The 18491-nt window shown below is 66.8% G+C and carries 7 protein-coding genes; 5 read left to right on the top strand and 2 right to left on the bottom strand.

Features of this window, described 5'->3' with window-relative positions:
* Window positions 1-332: 332 nt before the first annotated feature.
* Complete coding sequence (locus FA85_RS08200) at window positions 333-3389, bottom strand: TonB-dependent receptor (RefSeq protein ID WP_036109836.1); 3057 nt, start codon at window positions 3387-3389, stop codon at window positions 333-335.
* Between the two features lie 539 nt (window positions 3390-3928).
* On the opposite strand from FA85_RS08200, the gene FA85_RS08195 reads away from it, so the two are divergent.
* Window positions 3929-5587: a Na+/H+ antiporter gene (locus FA85_RS08195; protein WP_036109839.1), complete on the top strand. Its 1659-nt coding sequence runs from the start codon at window positions 3929-3931 to the stop codon at window positions 5585-5587.
* A 19-nt stretch (window positions 5588-5606) separates the two neighbouring features.
* On the opposite strand, the gene FA85_RS08190 is transcribed toward FA85_RS08195, so the two are convergent.
* Window positions 5607-6392: a TatD family hydrolase gene (locus FA85_RS08190; protein ID WP_036109840.1), complete on the bottom strand. Its 786-nt coding sequence runs from the start codon at window positions 6390-6392 to the stop codon at window positions 5607-5609.
* Window positions 6393-6727: 335 nt separating this feature from the next.
* On the opposite strand from FA85_RS08190, the gene FA85_RS08185 reads away from it, so the two are divergent.
* The 4 genes from FA85_RS08185 to FA85_RS08170 all read left to right on the top strand — a co-directional run bounded on the left by FA85_RS08185 (window position 6728) and on the right by FA85_RS08170 (window position 18391).
* Window positions 6728-8692: a S8 family serine peptidase gene (locus tag FA85_RS08185; protein WP_036109842.1), complete on the top strand. Its 1965-nt coding sequence runs from the start codon at window positions 6728-6730 to the stop codon at window positions 8690-8692.
* A gap of 149 nt (window positions 8693-8841) precedes the next feature.
* Window positions 8842-9285 (top strand): post-PEP-CTERM-1 domain-containing protein, encoded by a 444-nt coding sequence (locus FA85_RS20850; protein WP_051943233.1) that lies wholly within the window; start codon window positions 8842-8844, stop codon window positions 9283-9285.
* Window positions 9282-11261 carry a PA domain-containing protein gene (locus FA85_RS08175; protein WP_051943235.1) on the top strand — a complete coding sequence of 660 codons (1980 nt, stop codon included), beginning with the start codon at window positions 9282-9284 and terminating at the stop codon, window positions 11259-11261. Before FA85_RS20850 ends, FA85_RS08175 begins: the two co-directional genes overlap by 4 nt.
* Before the next feature lie 197 nt (window positions 11262-11458).
* On the top strand, window positions 11459-18391 hold the full coding sequence (locus FA85_RS08170) for an ESPR-type extended signal peptide-containing protein (RefSeq protein ID WP_036117020.1): 6933 nt from the start codon (window positions 11459-11461) through the stop codon (window positions 18389-18391).
* The last annotated feature ends 100 nt before the right edge of the window (window positions 18392-18491 follow it).

The raw sequence follows: 18491 nt of genomic DNA, 5'->3' as shown, positions 1-18491 counted from the left end.
AGGCGCAGCGAGGGATGCACTCAAGGGGAGTTGCATGAACGAAATACCTTGCCCCGCTTGTGCGCGGTCGAATCGCAAGGGTCTTGCGCGTGCGCAAAAACATGCATCCGCGTCCGGGCGGGCGTTCGTCCGTGTACGCACGTAAGAACACGTCGACGACGTTATCGCGTGGATGAAACAAGTTTCATCAAAGCAGAATTCTGCGTAAGCCTTGCGAGGCGTTTTCAGCTTTCAACCGGCTTTCAGTCGGCTTCCATATAAAAAAAGGCCGCTCGGTAAGAGCGGCCAATATCCGGGGAAACTGCTTCTTTTGTTGTTATGTCGTTATCGGATCAGAGCGTGAAGTCGTAACGCGCGCCGAGGCGGACGTAACGCGGGTCCTGGAAGGAGCGTGCGCGCTTGTACTGCGGGTTGGGGAGACCGGATGCCGTCTCGCCCGTCTCGTACACCTGCGTCACTTCCTGCTTGCCGAGCAGGTTGAATACGTCGACGGTGAAGGACAGCTTGTGTTCGGCGAATGCCGGCTTCCAGGCTGCGCTCACGTCCATCGTGTACGTCCACGGCGTACGGCCCCTGGATCCGCGCGGCGAAGGTTCGCCATTGCACCAGAAGTAGTTGGCACCATAGCCGTACGGATCGCCACCCACGGAAAGGGGACGGGTCCCCAGGCAGCTGATCGGTGCGCCCGAACTCACGCGGGTAACGGTCGAGAACTGCCAATCGTCAGAGAGTACGTAGGTGCCGTACACACGGAGCTGATGCTTGTGATCGTTCGGCAGATCGCCGTTGGTGTTTTCCATGATCGCCGGGAAGTCCCAGCTTTCCGTGGTGGACACGTCGGCCTGCACGATGTTCGAGTCCAGCTGGCCCTCGGAGTTACCGTAGCTGCGCGAGTACGTGTAGTCGATCTTGCCGTACCACTTGTCGGCGAACTGATGCTCCGCGTACAGGTCGAGCATGTAATAGGAGCGCTTCGGCTTCGGCTCGCCGATGTCCTTGGCGGATAGCGGAATGTCGAGATACTGACCGTCGGACGGCGAAACCACGAAGGTATTCGCGCGGCCCGGGTTGTACAGCCAGCAGCCCGTGCTGCGGGCGATACCGGCAGCCACCTGATCGCCGAGTCCGTTGGCATCGCCCCAGGCCTGAAGTGGTGCGGAATCGCAGGTGTCGTCGATCAGGCTGCGCAGTTTGCGGTACATGGCCTTTGCGCCGACGACCCACGTGTCCCCGAGCTGCTTGTCGAAGCCTGCGATGTACTCGTCCTGGTAGTACGAATGCAGCTGGCGGGACGATACCGTTTTGGCATCGGGCGGCGTGCCATTCGCGCCATTCAGGTAATAGGTGCCGGAATAGGCGCCTGTGCCGAGACCGGTCGGTATGCCCGTTGTCGGGTCGATACCCGTGAAGCTGTAGATGTTGGATGGGTACGTCGAGGGGCCGGCGCCACGAACCGCCACCGACGTCGGCAGCCCGAGATGGTAGCGACCGGCATTGGCGTACACCTTCAGTGAACTGTCACCGTACACGTCCCATGAAACGCCCAGGCGGGGATCGAGCTGATGACGAGAGCGCGCGTAGGCCTGGCCGAGGCCGTTGTAGTTCGAGAACTGCTCATTGCGCAGGCCGACGTACGAGTGCCAGCGGTCGGTGATCTGCCAGTTGTCCTCGACGAATTGCGAGCGTTGATTGGTCCGCGCCGAAGCGCCCGTCGAAAGGGCGGTGGATTCGACGTAGTAGCCGTTGGGGAAGTTCGCCGGGTTGTACAGGCTCGGGTCGAGGCCCAGATTGATGAGCCGCTGCTGGATGGAGCTTCCATCACCGACATCGTTGTAGGTGTAGGAAGTGCCGCCCACCGGCACGGCGCCCCACGTCGCGCGAAGCACGTAGTTGTCGACGCCGGCGCGCAGATCGTGGTCTCCGACCCGCCATTCGATGTTCGCACTCCAGCCCTTCGTGCTGTCCTTCGAACCCGGATAGAGAATCGTGCTCGAGCCTACGGTGCAACCCGTCTGCTTGTTGCTGGCGAACTCCACTCGCGCGTCGGTGATGGAGGGACATGCGATGCCGGAAGCGCCATTGATATCCTGCTCATGATCGGAATGCGCTCTGCCGTACATGCCGTTGATCGTGAGATCGTCAGTAAGGTAGCCGGTGTAGTGAGCGATGTAGGTATCGCCGCCTGGCGTGCCGTTCGTCTGCGTTCCGTTGTAGTTCTTGGTGTACTGGTGACCGAGATACGCGCCCTGGCCGGTCTGGTAGCTGTAGCCGAAGATCGATGCATCCGTCGTTTCGCTGTCGCCGATGCCGGTCAGCTCGAGGATGTTGTTGTCGGTGATGTTCCAGTCCAGCTTGGTCAGCCAACGCGTGGTTTTGGCCGTGTCGCGTTCCTGGTCGCTGACCGTGTTCGGGCCGGTGTAGTCGCCCGTCTGCTTGATCCAGTCCGCCGCGGCGAAGATGAAGAGCTTGTCCTTGACCAGTGCGCCGCCGATGGACCCGGAATACTGCAGGTTGTCCTGATTGCGCTGGACATAGGGGTTGCCCTTCTGGAACAGCGTGCCATCCGTCTGGTAAATGCTGCGCGGCGTCTGTTGCAGGCTGGAGGGCGACCACAGGACCTGGATGTCGCCCTTCCACTCGTTCGTGCCGCGCTTCGATACGACGTTGATCACGCCACCGGTCGAGCGGCCGTACTCCGCACCGTAACCACCGATCAGCACCTGCTCCTGATCGATCGCGTCGTAGGGCAGCTGGCGCGAGCTGACGCCGGTCAGCGGATTGGTGACCTGAAAACCGTTGATGTAGTAAGCGTTCTCGGAAGCGGACGAGCCGCCGAACGAGAGCGCGTTGCCGTAGCCGCGTGCCGCGGGCGTGGTGCCCGGTGCGAGCAGAGCGACCGAGCTGATCGACGTGCGCGCGATGGGCAGCTTGGACAGCTGATCGGCGGTGAGCACCGTGCGCGAGTCGACCGAGCTGACGTCGATGCTCGGCAGCGCGTTGGCGGTGACCTGCACGCCGCCGAGGCTGGTCGCATCGCTGCCCGCCGGCGCGGCTGAGAATGAAACGTCGGTACCCTGGCTGATCTGGGTCTGTACGCCCTTGTGCGAATCGACGGTCGTGCCAGCGTGTATCAGGGTGACGTCGTAAGTGCCGATCGGCAGCGAGTTGGCGCGATAGCGACCGCCCGAATCGACGGTGATATCGCGGCGCAGGCCGGTGTCCTTGCTTTCGATATGGACGACATCGCCCGGTGTGGCGGAACCGAAAATCGAGCCGGTGGCGTTGCTCTGTGCGAGCGCGCCACCGGCGGCGCCGGCGGTGACCGCGAAGGCGACGGCAAGGGCGAGCTTGCGGCGTGCCGGGGCGGTGGAACGGGTGTGGTGCTGCATGAAAACGACCCTCCTGATGTAACGCATGACGAAAACCGGGACAAGAAACCCCATACCCACGCGGCACGTGGGCAGGCCGCCTTTTCGAGGCGGTGGAATCACCGGAATGGAAAGAATGGTTGTTCGGCCGTACGCCTCTTAGCGGGCGCGCGGCGTCACGTCGTCAATCGAAAAGGGGTGCGAGCGAGCGCGTGTGGTGCATGTCGGTTCTCCCCAAAGAACTGCAAATGTCGTCCCTTACCGCAAATCGCCGCCGCCCGTTACGTCCCCACGAGTCGGCCGGTCGATGGCCCTGATCCCAGTGCGTGAAAATAACGTAAACCCCTAATAACTATGGGAACAATAGGAATAAATCCTAAGCAGGTATTTGCGGGATTAGGCGTTTTTTTGCGCCTTTCTGCGGTCTTTCTTCGGCCTTTCCGGCGTCTTTCGACGGCCGCTGTTCAAGCGGGCGGAAAAGGCTCGGAGAAGGCCTTCCGTTCATGGTCCGTCAGACGATGACGCTTGCCTGAAATCCGCACCATCGCTAGCTTTCCCTGATGTCTTTAGTCATCACCATCCTCATCCTCCTTCTCGTCATCGCGCTCTCCGGCGCGATCGTTCGTGTCCTTCCGATCCGCTTGCCGCTACCGCTGATCCAGATCGCGTTAGGGGCGCTGCTTGCACGTCCTTTCGGCCTGCATGTGGAGTTCGACCACGAGCTGTTCTTCCTGCTGTTCATTCCGCCGCTTCTGTTCGCCGACGGGTGGCGCATTCCGAAACGCGAACTGTTCCTCCTGCGCGGCCCGATCCTCGCCCTGGCGATCGGTCTGGTCTTCTTCACCATCGTCGGGGTCGGCTACTTCGTCCACTGGATGATTCCGACGGTGCCTCTGGCGGTAGCGTTCGCGCTGGCCGCCGTGCTGTCGCCTACCGATGCCGTGGCCGTGTCCTCGATCAGCGGTGAGTCGCCGATTCCGCCGCGCCTGATGCATATCCTCTCCGGCGAAGCCCTGCTCAACGATGCATCCGGTCTGGTGGCGCTGCAGTTCGCTATCGCCGCCGAGATGACCGGCAAGTTTTCGCTGATTTCCGCCACGGGCGACTTCGTGGTGATGGCCCTGGGTGGCCTCGCGGCGGGCGTGCTCGTGGGCCTCGGCTTCGGTCTGTTCCGTCGCCGGCTGGTGCGCTGGAGTGGCGAAGTGGATCCGGCGGCCCAGGTGGCTTTGCTGCTTTTGCTGCCATTCGCGGCTTATCTGCTCGCCGAGCATTTCGGTGTCTCCGGCATCCTCGCCGCCGTGGCGGCGGGCATGAGCATGAACTACACCGACGTGATGAAGGGTGGCTACGTCGCCACGCGCATGCAGAGCCGGGCTGTCTGGGAGATGGTGGAGTTCACCTTCAACGGCATCATCTTCCTGCTGCTGGGATTGCAGCTTCCCGCCATCGTCGACGGGGCGAAGGTCGATATCGCGCAGGCGGGCGGTGGTCCGCTGTGGCATCTCGCCGCCTATGTCGTGGCGATCACCCTGGCGCTGGTGTTGCTTCGTTTCATCTGGGTGTGGGTGTCGTTGCGCTTCGTGTTCATGCGCGCGCTGCACCGTGGCGAGAAGCGCCCCCCGGTGGGCACGCGGCTGGTATGGACGACGGCGCTGGCCGGCGTGCGTGGCGCCATCACACTGGCGGGTGTGCTCTCCCTCCCACTGATGAAGAGCGAAAACATCCCGTTCCCGACGCGCGACCTGATGATCTTTCTCGCCTCGGGCGTGATTCTCTGCACGCTGGTGTTCGGCGCGATCGGGCTACCGCTCTCGGTCAAGGGTCTGAAACTGCCTGGCGAGGATCCGCGCGTGCGGGAAGAGCGCAAGGCGCGTGCCCTGGCGGCGGAGGCGGCGATTCGCAGCATCGAGAAGGAGCAGCAGCGTGTGCAGGAGAGTGGTGACGAGAACGCCATCGCGCTGGCCTCACGCATCGCGGCACGCGTCATGGGCGATTACCAGCAGCGCCTCGAAGCGGCGGGCGAGGAAGGCGACGTCCCGGAGAAGGCCCGTGCGGAGGCGGGTACCGAGCGGGTGATGCGTCTCGCCGCACTGCGTGCCGAACGGCGCGAGCTCCACGAGCTGCGCCGCAACCACACGATCAACGACGAAACGCTGCGCAATCTGGTCCGCGAGGTGGACCTGGCCGAGGCGTCGCTCACCGGGCTGCATTCCGGTTGAGCGGACGCCGGCTCGCGTTTCAGAGGCCGAAGAACAGCTCGCTGGTCCTGACGCTGGATGCGGTCAGAGCCTCCTTCGACTCGCCCCGGTCTTTCGCTACCTCGTCGCGGATATGCGCAAGGTACATCGGTTCGTTACGGCGGTCCTTCGGCATGGGGCGGATGGTCCGCGGCAGCAGGTAGGGCGAGTCGGTCTCGAGCATGAGCCGGTCCGCCGGAATCAGCTTGACCAGCTCGCGCAGGTGCGCGCCGCGGCGTTCATCGCAGATCCATCCCGTGATGCCGATATGGCAGTCGAGTTCGAGGTAGTCGCGCAGCGCGTCGCCGGTGTCGGTGAAGCAATGGACGACGGCGGCCGGGACCCGGTCTCGGTAGCGCTTCAGGATGGCGAGGAAGTCGTGGTGGGCATCGCGCTGGTGCAGGAAGAGCGGCTTGCCGACCTCCACGGCGATGGCGAGCTGCCGCTCGAATACCTCGCGCTGGACCTCGCGCGGTGAATAGTTGCGGTTGTAGTCGAGCCCCGTCTCGCCGACCGCCCGAACTTCCGGCTCGCGTGCCCATTGGCGAAGGAGGGCGTCGGTCGCGTCGTCATAGTCGATGGCGTGATGCGGGTGCACGCCGGCGGTGGCGAAAAGTCGGCCGCCGCTGGCCTTCGCCATGGCCAGGGCGTGCTCGCTTCCCTCGCGTGACGCTCCCGTTACCACCATCCGGCCGACCCCATGGGCGCTGGCACGGGCAAGCATGTCATCGAAATCCTGCCGGAACGATTCGTGGGTGAGGTTGGCGCCGATGTCGATCAAGTCCATGAATTGGTTCGCTTTGGTGCATGTGTTTGAATACGGCGCGCGCGTGTTATTCCCGCGCAAGGCCATGAATTGACAAGCATATGGACGTCCGATCCTGGCTATCCCGGGGTTTCCCGCCTAGGCCGTTCGGATGATGTCCGTCATCGCGTCAAATTATTGACGTTCGTATTTTCCTACTGCTAGGTTCCCCAGACGGTCCTCATGAAGAGGGCGCAGAGGGAGTTCAGAAGGATCTCAAAAAAACCTTTTTTCAGGGGACGTCCCGGAGACGTCAAAAAGGAAGGGGACCGGCAAGCGGTCGCCTGCAGCAATACCACGGGCAGAGGGTAGTGCAGATGGTAAATCGGATCGCCGCGGGGACGTTCGTCGCCTCGCTCCTCCTGGGCATCGCGCCCGGGATCTTCGCAACCGGGGCGGATGCGCCCAGCGCGACTTTCGACGTCAGCAGCCTGCGTGCGCCAGGCGGCTACGACCGTTTCATCGTCACCTATCGCGACGGCACCACCGAACGCGTCAGCGCTTCCGCGGCGGCACAGTCCGTCGGTGCGGCACTCTCGCGTACCGCAGGGACATCCAGTCAGCTGCGTGCCGGCAAGGTCGCCGCGATCCAGGCCGTCTACGGACGCAAACTGGCCACCGGTTCCGACCTGATACGCACGTCGCGCAAGCTGACGCGCACCGAGGCGGACACGCTGATCCGGCAGATCGCCGCCGACCCGGCGGTGAAGCACGTCGAGCCGGACGCGATGATGCAGAAGATCGATGACATTCGTGCGACGGATGTCACCCCGGTCGTCGTCAACGACCCGTACTACGCCGGCTACCAGTGGCATTTCCGGCCGCCGACCGGCACCGCCGAGAAGATCGGTTCCGACGCCACCAGCTACGCCAATCGCGGCGGCAGCAACGTGGCCAATGCGTGGAACCTCGCGGATGGCACCGGCGTGACCGTCGCCGTGCTGGACACCGGCATCACGCAGCATCCCGACATCGACCTGTCGCTCGCCGACGCGGGTTACGACTTCATCTCCGACGGCTTCGTCTCCGGACGCAGCACGGATGCGCGTGCGCCCGGTGGCTGGGACACCGGCGACTGGACCACCGAGGACAAGTACCTGCTGGCCAACGGCGGGTGCATCGATCCGTCGGCGGGCGACGAGCAGGAGGATTCCAGCTGGCACGGCACGCACGTGTCCGGAACGATCGCCGAACTCAGCAACAACGCCACCGGCATGGCCGGCATCGCGTACAAGGCGAAAGTCCTGCCGGTCCGCGTGCTCGGCCACTGCGGCGGATACACCTCCGACATCGCCGATGCGATCGTCTGGGCGTCGGGCGGCCACGTCGACGGCGTGCCGGACAATACGCATCCCGCGCAGGTCATCAACATGAGCCTGGGCGGCGGTGGTTCCTGCGCGGACGACGCGGTGACCTCGGATGCCATCGCCTCGGCGATCTCGCGTGGTACGACCGTGGTGGTCGCGGCGGGTAACTCGGGTGCGGACGCGACGAACTACTCGCCCGCCAGCTGCCCCGGTGCGCTCACCGTGGCTTCCAACGGCATCGCGGGCAAGCGCGCCTACTACTCGAACTACGGCAGCAAGGTCGCCCTGTCGGCACCGGGTGGTGGCATCTACGCCAACGACGGCACGACGGGTTCGCCGGTACAGGCCGGTTTCATCTGGTCGGCGATCAACAACGGCACGCATGAGCCGACCACCGCCGCTTACGGCGGCATGGCTGGCACGTCGCAGGCCACCCCGCACGTCGCGGGCTCCGTCGCGCTGATCCTGTCGGCGACCAGGGCCGCCGGTGTGGCGACGCCGACGCCGGTCGAGATCCGCACGCTGCTGACCTCGACCGCGACGCCATTCCCGGTTACGCCGGACAAGGCGATCGGTGCCGGCATCCTCGATGCCTACGCCGCCGTCAACAAGGCGCTGGGCAATGACGCGCCTGGCGAGCCGGGCGACGGCGATGCCACCGCGCTCAGCAACGGCGTCGCGCTGACCGGTCAGACCGGCCGTGCGAACGGCACGCTGGTCTATCGCATCGATGTGCCGGCGGGTGCGCGGTCGCTGGCGCTGCGCAGCTTCGGCGGCAGCGGCGATGTGTCGCTCTACGTGAAAAACGGCGAAGCCGCTTCGTCGACCGCGTACGACTACCGGTCGGTGAAGCCGTCCACGAACAACGAAGCGGTGACGGTCGCCCGTCCCGCGGCGGGTACCTGGTACGTGACCGTGGTGGGGGTGAAGGATTTCGCCAACGTCACGGTGCAAGCGAGTTTCACCGCGCCATGAGTAACGACCCACCGACGCGCGATGCGTCGGTGGGTCCGGATTGGCGTTGAGGGGAACGTCGAATCCTGAGGTGTTTACGCCGGCGAGGGGGTCTTCGCCGGTGGGCGTGCAGGGAGGGGTCCCGGCGCCGCACTAGGGAGGTATCGGTAATGAATTCACGAACACTGGCACAGGCTCTGGGCCTGGTGCTGACGGGCATCTTCACCGTGGCGACAGCGGCGCAGGCCGCTGAAACGCCGCAGGTCACCGCGCCGCAGACCGTCATGGTCCAGGGCGTGCAGGTGGCCATCGATCCTTCGACCGGCCGCCTCCGCGAGCCCACCGCCGCCGAGCGCGCGGCGTTGTCGAAGGCCTTCCAGGTCAACGCGGGCAAGTCGGCATCGCTCAGCGCGCGACCGCGCACCGCCGCCGATGCGAAGTCGACGTTCCGTACGGTCAGCCTCGGTAATGGCGTTCACGCCAGGGCCGTGCGCGTTCCGCAGGAGCTGATGAGCAGCGTCGTCGCCGAGCGCCAGCCCGACGGCAGCGTATCGATCCACCATGACGACCACGGCGTACAGGCTGCGCCGAAGGCACCGGAGGTCACACGATGATTCGCCGCAGCCTTCTCTTCACCGCGCTCGCCGCCGCCGGACTGTTCACCGCCGTGAGCACCCAGGCCGCCGAGATCAAGATCGTCAATCAGGACGTCGGCACCGGCAAGGGTCTCGACGATCCGACCCCGGCCACACCGGTCGGCGGTAACCCCGGCACCACGGTCGGCAAGCAGGCGCTGAACGTCTACCAGTTCGCCGCGGATATCTGGGGCGCCGTACTGCAGAGCGACGTCACCATCTCCAACGGCGCGACGTTCGAGCCGCTCTCGTGCGATGCCACCTCGGGCGTGCTCGGATCGTCCGGCACGACGTACATCTTCTACTTCGACAACACCAGCACCTTGCCCGCGGGCGCGGTGCGCAACACGTGGTATCACTCCGCGCTGTTCGACGCGCTGACCCATGAAGACGGTGCGCCGGGCGAAGACGATATCCAGAGCCAGTTCAACGGTGCGCTGGGTTCCACGGGATGCCTCGAAGGATCGAAGTGGTACTTCGGTCTGGACGGCAAGACGCCCGCCGGTTCGATCAACTTCCTCAACGTCGTGCTGCACGAAATGGCGCACGGTCTCGGTTTCTCGGGCTTCAACAGCCTGACCACGGGGTCGCCGTATGTCGGTGACGATGGCGTGGCTCGTCCCGACATCTACTCCACCTTCGTCTACAACGACACGCAGCAGAAGAAGTGGTACGACCTCACCGCCGCGCAGCGCGTCACGGCCGCGCTGGACGACGGCAAGCTCGTCTTCACGGGGCCGACGGTGAAGGCCGAAGCACCGCTGGCGCTCGGTACGCCGGACGTCTTCCACGTCACCGCGCCGGCCGCCGCCGTGGGTGATTACACCTTCTCGCAGGCTTCGTTCGGTCCGCTGGCGACGGCCTCCAACTTCACGGGCAGCGTCGTCCAGGCAAGCCCCGCGGACGGCTGCACAGCCATCACCAACGGCTCGGCACTCGCCGGCAAGATCGCCCTGATCGACCGTGGCACCTGCGATTTCACCGTAAAAACGCTGAACGCACAGAGCGCGGGCGCCAAGGCGGTGCTCATCGCCAACAACCAGGCGGGCGCGATCACGCCGGGAGGCACACCCGCCTCGCCGGTCACCATTCCGGTGATCGCGATCAGCCAGGCGGACGGCAGTAAGCTCAAGGCGAACCTGACCGGTCTCACCGGCGCGGTCGGCAAGGGCACGGGTCTGGCCGGTGCGGATGCGCAGGGTAACGTGCAGTTGTATGCACCGACGGTCCTCGCTCAGGGCTCGTCGTTCTCGCATTACGACACGCGCCTGACGCCGAACGCGATCATGGAATACGCGATCAACCAGGACCTCGTCGGACAGATCGACGTCGACCTCACGCCCGCGCTGTTCCAGGACATCGGCTGGGGTCTCAACCGCACCTCGCAGAAGCTGCTCACGTGCGACACAGGCATTCCGACCCTCGTCCCGGGCGGCGTGATCATCGGTGCGAACGTGATCTCCAACGCGAAGATCCTCGCCGGTGCGGCTGCCACGGTCGGCGACTATCGCTCCGCGGTGCACGCGTATGCGACGCAGCTGGCGACCGACGGCCTGGTCACGGCGGCGCAGGCGTCGAGCCTCAACGCCTGCCTGTCCGATACGCAGACGCAGGCGCAGTACGACGCCTGGGGTCCGCCGGCCGCGCCGCCCGCGATCGTGCTCGCCAACAACACCGCCCTGAACGGCCAGAAGGGCGCAGCCGGTGCCACGACCGCGTACCAGCTGACGGTGCCGGCCAACGCGAAGACGCTGACCCTGCGCACCTACGGTGGCTCGGGCGACGTGTCGATCTCGGTGACCGATCCGAAGGGTGTGGTCAAGGCGCAGCCGAACCGTCCGGGCAACAGCGAGCCGTTCACGGCCGCCAAGCCTGCGGCCGGTGTGTGGACGCTGACGGTGAAGGGGGAAGCGGCGTATTCGGGCGTGAGTGTCCTGGGTGCGTACACGCTGTGACGCGACGGAACAGATCCCGGTATGCCGGGATCTGTTTCCAGGGGATTGACGAATAGACGTATGGATGGCCGGACGACGACGCGTCGTCCGGCCTTATGGACACTTTGTCCGCCGCGGTCGCGACGGACAGGCGACGGGCAGCGCAAAGCGCGCCCGCGCATCGATCGCTCATGGCGGACATCTGGGAGGAAGGTTACATGAACACCATCTACAGCAAGGTCTGGAACAAATCGCTTGGCATTCTGGTCGTGGCATCGGAGCTGGCTCGGGCAAACGGCAAGGGCGGCGCCTCCCGACGCCTTCGCGCCGCCATGGCGGCACTGCCGCTGGCGGCCGGTGTGATGCTGGCGCTGGCCAGTGCGCCTGTACAGGCGAAAGACAACGGCACGGTATGCGGTGGCTTCCTCTTCGGTCTGCAGGGCAAGGCACCGAGCGCGAAGGGCGACGACGCCTTTGCGTGCGGTCAGGCGGCGAAGGCCATGGGCGATTTCAGCATCGCCATCGGCACTGACGCGAAGGCGAGTGGCCATTCCAGCTCGGCGGTAGGACAGGACGCGCAGGCGACCGGTGATTTTTCATCGGCGATCGGTCAGGGGACGCGCGCGACGGGTGCGGACAGTACGGCGATCGGACAGGGCGCGAATGCCGCCTCCGTATCGAGCACGGCGATCGGCCGCGGCGCACGCGCCATCGCGAAGAACGCGGTTGCGATCGGCAGCGACTCCATTGCCAACCGCGCCGATACCGTCTCGGTCGGCCGCGCCGGCGCCGAACGCCAAGTGGTCAATGTCGCGGCGGGCACGCAGGCGACGGACGCGGTGAACAAGGGTCAGCTCGACCAGGTGTCGACGACCGTGACCGGTGTATCGAAGCGCGTGGACACGTTGTCGAAGCGCGTCGATGGCGTGCAGGGCGATGTGACCGCGCTCGCCGACAGCGTCAGCGACGCGGCGCACTACTACAAGGCCAACGGCGCCGGTGACGGCAGCGACGACGCGCAGGCGACGGGCGATTACGCGACGGCGTCGGGCTCCGGCGCCTTCGCTAACGGCACCGGTGCGAGCGCGACCGGTGCGGGCGCCGTCGCCAACGGACAGTTCGCGACGGCAACGGGCTACGGCTCGGTCGCCGCGGGACAGAACAGTTCCGCTTACGGGTCGGGTGCGCAGGCATCGGCCAACAGCGCCACGGCCATCGGCGGCCAGGCGCTCGACGCCGACGGCAAACCGCTGATCACCTATAACGCGACCGGTGAGGCGGTGGGTCCGGCAACGGCCTCGGGTCTCGCTTCCACGGCCATCGGTGCAAGTGCACAGGCGGAAGGTGAATTCGCCACCGCGCTGGGTACGGCCGCGTTCGCTCAGGGCGAGCAGTCGACGGCGAGCGGTTTCCTCGCCCAGGCGTCCGGCGCCGGTTCGACTGCGACCGGTTCGCAGGCCTTCGCCGATGGCGACCTCTCGGTCGCGACCGGCTACGGTTCGGCCGCATACAGCGCGGGCGCGACGGCCGTCGGCGGCGGTGCCAGCGCCTCCGGTGCGGGAAGCGTCGCGATCGGTCAGTACGCCGAAACGGGTTTTGGCCTGTTCGGTCTCGAAGCCGAGAATGCGGTAGCACTCGGTACCAACAGCTGGGCACTCGGCAACAACGCGACAGCGCTGGGTGCCAACGCGTGGGCACTGGGCGAAAATTCCGTGGCGCTGGGCGCCGGTTCGACAGCGGATCGCGATAACACCGTCTCCGTCGGCGATGTCGGCAGCGAGCGCCAGATCACCAACGTCGCGGCCGGTACCGAGGGTACCGACGCGGTGAACAAGGCACAGCTCGACACGTCCGTGAGCGACGCGACGCGCTACTTCAAGGCGACTGGCAATGGTGACGGGTCGGACGACGCGCTCGCCACCGGAAACTACGCGACCGCTTCCGGTGCCGGTGCGTTTGCCGGTGCTGACGGTGCCAGCGCGTTCGGTAGCGGAGCTGTAGCCACGGGTTCGAATGCCACGGCGACAGGCTATGGCAGCGTGGCGACGGGACAGAATAGCGCGGCCTACGGTGCCGGTTCGCAGGCGAATGGCCCGGGCAGTGTCGCCGTGGGTGGTGTGGCCGTGGACGAAGACGGCAATCCGTTGATCACCAACGCGGGTCTGCCGGTCGATACGGGTGCGACCAGCGCCGGTGTCGGTGGCACCGCGGTCGGTGCCAGTGCCCAGGCAAGTGGCTTCGCGGCCTCGTCGTTTGGCGTGGGTGCGTATGCCAGTGGCGCGCAGGGTCTCGCCCTCGGCGCCGTGGCCAACGCCACCGGCGACTATTCCACGGCGGTCGGCACGCAGAGCGCGGCGACGGGCGCGAGCAGCGTCGCGGTGGGTGAAAGTGCGCAGGCCACGGGCGACGAGAGTGTCGCGGTCGGTGGCAGTACCTTCTTCGGCTTCATCCCGGCACAGGCGACGGGCACGGGCGCGGCGGCCTTCGGTGCCGGTGCCTGGGCGACGGCGGATTACGCGACGGCGCTGGGCTGGAACACGTACGCCGCCGCCGAAAGCAGCACGGCGGTCGGTGAAAGCGCGAGTGCGCAGGATCTCGGTTCCAGCGCACTCGGTGCGCAGTCGCTGGCCAGTGGTGTGCAGTCCACGGCGGTCGGTGCGGTGGCGACGACGACGGGCGACTTCGCATCCGCGATCGGTAGCGGAAGCTACGCGGCGGCGAACAACGCCACAGCCGTCGGTGGTCTCGCGTCGGCGACGGGCGAGAATTCGACCGCTACGGGCGCCAATGCGGAAGCATCCGGGACGGGTTCCACCGCGACCGGCGAGAGCAGCGCGGCGTTCGGCGATGAATCGCTTGCACACGGCCATGGAGCGATTGCCGACGGCACGGGTGCGTCGAGCGTCGGCTCGGGTAGTTTCGCCAGCGGCGACTACACGACGGCGGTCGGTCAGGGCGCGATCGCGCAGGGTATCGGATCGTCGGCCATCGGCAGCGGGGCGAGCACCAACGCGTCGTTCGCCACCGCCGGCGGCTATGGATCCGTTGCATCGGGTCAGAACAGCTCGGCCTACGGTTCCGGCGCGCAGGCCTCGGCGAACGGCGCGACAGCGATCGGTGCGCAAGCCCTCGATGCCGACGGCAATCCGTTGATTACCTACAACGCGACCGGCGAAGCCGTCGGTCCGGCAACGGCCTCCGGTCTCGCCGCCACCGCCGTTGGCGCCAGCGCGCAGGCCGAAGGTGCTTACGCGACGGCACTGGGCACCGCGGCATTCGCGCAGGGTGAGCAATCCACGGCCAGCGGCTTCCTCGCTCAGGCCTCTGGCGCAGGCTCGACCGCCACCGGTTCGCAGTCCTTTGCCGATGGCAGTCTCTCTGTAGCGAACGGTTATGGTTCGTCGGCGTACAGCGCCGGTGCGACGGCCGTCGGTGGCGGTGCCAGCGCATCGGGTGTCGGCAGTGTCGCGATCGGTCAGTACGCGGAAACCGGTTTCGGGCTGTTCGGGCTCGAGGCTGAGAATGCGATCGCGCTCGGCACGAATAGCTGGGCACTCGGCAACAACGCAACGGCCCTCGGCGCCAATGCATGGGCGTTGGGCGAGAACTCCATCGCACTGGGCGCAGGCTCAACGGCCGATCGCGATAATTCCGTGTCGGTGGGTGACGTCGGCAGCGAACGGCAGATCACGAACGTCGCGGCCGGTACCGAGGCGACGGACGCGGTGAACAAGGGACAGCTGGACGCGGTATCCAGTGCGACCAGCGATGCGAGCCATTACTTCAAGGCTAACGGCATCGGCGACGGATCGGATGATGCCCTGGCTTCGGGTAACTACGCGACCGCCGCAGGTTCCGGTGCATTCGCCGCGGCCGACGGTGCCAGTGCGTTCGGCAGCGGTGCGGTGGCGACGGGTACAAATGCGACGGCAACGGGCTACGGCAGCGTCGCCACCGGCCAGAACAGTGCGGCTTACGGCGCGGGCTCGCAGGCGAATGGTCCCGGAAGCGTCGCCGTCGGCGGCGTGGCGGTCGATGCCGATGGCAATCCGCTGATCACCAGCGGCGGTGTGCCTGTCGACACGGGCGCCACGAGCGCGGATGTCGGTGGAACGGCGGTCGGCGCCAGCGCGCAGGCCAGCGGCTTTGCGGCTTCGTCGCTGGGTGTCGGTGCGTACGCGAGCGGTGCACAGGCCACGGCGCTTGGCGCGGTGGCCAACGCGACAGGCGATCTCTCCACAGCCGTCGGCACGCAAAGCGCGGCGAGTGGTGCCAGCAGCATCGCCGTCGGTGAAAGTGCGCAGGCCACGGGTGACGAGAGCGTCGCCGTCGGCGGAAGCACCTTCTTCGGCTTCATTCCGGCACAGGCCGCGGGCACGGGTGCCTCCGCCTTCGGTGCGGGCGCCTGGGCGACGGCGGACTACGCGACCGCGCTGGGCTGGAACAGCTGGGCGGATGGCGTGAGCAGCACGGCGATCGGCGAATCCGCCATCGCCGGTGCGGCGAATTCGGTCGCACTCGGTGCGAGCTCGTATTCCGACCGCGCGAATACCGTCTCGGTGGGCGATGTCGGCAGCGAGCGGCAGATCACCAACGTCGCCGCGGGTACCGAAGCGACGGACGCGGTGAACAAGGGTCAGCTGGATGCCGTGTCGAGCGCGACCAGCGATGCGAGCCATTACTTCCGCGCCAATGGTGCGGGCGATGGCAGCGACGATGCGCAGGCGGTCGGTGACTACGCCAGCGCGTCCGGCTCGGGCGCCTTCGCGGCCGGTACGGGAGCGACGGCGACCGGTGCGGGTGCGGTTGCCGCGAACGACTTCGCTACGGCCAACGGGTATGGGAGCGTCGCCAGTGGCAAGAACGCCGCGGCGTTCGGTGCCGGCGCGCAGGCAACCGGCGCGGGAAGCGTCGCGGTGGGTGGCAATGCCATCGATGAAGACGGCAACGCGCTGATCTCCGATGCCAACGGCAATCCGGTCGATACCGGTGCGACGAGTGCCGGCGTCGGCGGTACCGCGGTAGGTGCGAGCTCGCAGGCGAGCGGTTTCGCCGCGACATCGGCCGGTGTCGGCGCTTACGCCAGCGGCGCGCAGTCGACGGCACTGGGTGCGGTCGCCAATGCCACCGGCGACTACTCGACGGCGGTCGGTACGTCGACCACGGCGTCTGGCGCGGGCTCGGTCGCCGTGGGTGGCCCGAGCAACCTGGCGGGCTTCGGCCTCATCTACACCGGTGCCACGGGTGACAGCGCGGCCGCCTTCGGTGCGGGGGCGCAGGCGACGGCGGATTATGCGACGGCCCTCGGTGGTGTCGCGGCGGCGGAAGGCGTCGGGAGCACGGCACTCGGCTACTTCGCGTATGCGCCGGGCGACAACGCGACGGCACTGGGCATCAACAGCTGGGCCTCGGGTGCGAGCAGCGTTTCCGTGGGCGACTTCTCCACGGCGCGCGGCGCAGGCAGTGTCGCCCTCGGCGCCAACAGTCTCGTCACGACGCCGGCCACCAACGCCGTCGCCATTGGCAACGGCTCGACGGCCACGACGGCCAACAGCGTGGCGCTCGGTTCCAACGCCAATGCCGACCGCGCCAACACGGTGTCCGTGGGCGCGCGCGGCAGCGAGCGTCAGGTCACCAACGTCGCCGCGGGCACGCAGGGCACGGACGCGGCGAACGTCCAGCAGCTGACGGACCTTGCGGACAGCGTGAGCTCCGCGGCGCACTACGTGTCCGCCACGGGTGCCGGCGATGGCTCCGACGACGCCAGTGCGACGGGCGCCTATGCCACGGCCACCGGTGCGGGAAGCAGCGCCAGCGGCGATCTGTCGACGGCGCAGGGTGCGTTCGCCACGGCCAGCAAGACCTCGGCGACGGCGATCGGTGCTTCCGCCAACGCCGGTGCGGCCAGCGCCACGGCGATCGGTGACAGCGCTCGCGCCCTCGGGGTGAATTCCGTCGCCCTCGGTGCGGGATCGGTGGCGACCCGCGCGAACACCGTGTCGGTGGGCAGCGCGTCGGGCAACCGGCAGATCACCAACGTGGCGGCGGGTACGCAGACCACCGATGCGGTGAACCTGGGGCAGCTGAACACGGCACTCTCGAGCGCCTTCTCGGGCACCTCGAACGCGGCGGGTAACGCCGTGGCGATGGCGCTCGGCGGCGGCGCGACGATGGGCGCGAGCGGATTCGTCGGCCCGGTCTACCGGGTGCAGGGAAGCTCGTACGGGACGGTCGGCGATGCGGTCGGTGCGCTGGACGGGGCGTTGTCGTCCCTCGATACGCGGGTCGGTCAGCTCGAGTCGAAGTCGGGTGGATCCACGATTCCGGGCGGGACGCCCGTGCGGCGCAATTCGGTGATATCGCCGACGGTGGTCGGCGCGTCCGCACCGGTCACGGCCGATGCCGTGGTTGCCGCGCCGGTGGCCGCCGCGCCGGTAGTTGCCGCCGCGCCCGCGGTCGCCGCCGCCGTCGTCGACGGCACCGGTAACGGCACCGCCATCGGCGCGGGTAGCTACGCCAAGGATCCTACCGATCTCGCGGTGGGTACCAATGCCAGCGTCGGCGCCGAGAACGGCACCGCCGTGGGTACGGGAGCCACCGTGACGGCGGCCGCGACGAACAGCGTGGCGCTGGGTGCGAATTCGGTCGCCGATCAGGCCAATACCGTATCGGTCGGCAGCGCGGGCGCGGAGCGTCGCGTGACGAACGTCGCGACTGGAACGGCACCCACCGACGCCGCCAATCTCGGCCAGGTCGATCAGGCCGTTGCCACCGCCAAGTCGTACGCCGATCAGGGCGACGCGACGACGCTGAGCAGCGCCAAGGCCTACACCGACCAGAAGTTCGGCGATGTGGTCAGCGGCGGCGCCTTCGATGACTACAAGCGTACGGTGGACCGTCGCTTCAGCAACCTCAACGACCGCCTGAACAAGGTGGGCGCGATGGGCGCGGCGATGTCGCAGATGGCCTTCAGCACGCAGGGGGTCAGCGGTGACAACCGCATGGGTGTGGGCGTCGGCGGCTACAAGGGGCAGGGAGCCCTGTCAGTCGGCTACTCGCGCGCCCTGTCGCCCCGTGCCAGCCTGACCTTCGGCGCATCGATCAGCGGAGGCGAGTCGTCGGGTGGCGTGGGTGTAGGCGTGGGCTGGTAATTACGCCCGGCGGCGCCTACACGGCGCCGCCAAGTCCTTGAAAGCCGGCGGCAACGCCGGCTTTCGCTTGTTGAGCCCTGTCGCGAATCGGAGGTTTCCC

The organism is Luteibacter mycovicinus (assembly GCF_000745235.1).
GTDB classification, from domain to species: Bacteria; Pseudomonadota; Gammaproteobacteria; order Xanthomonadales; family Rhodanobacteraceae; genus Luteibacter; species Luteibacter mycovicinus.
The sequence above is the reverse complement of the archived record's forward strand: the minus strand, read 5'-3'. Positions and strand labels throughout refer to the sequence as shown.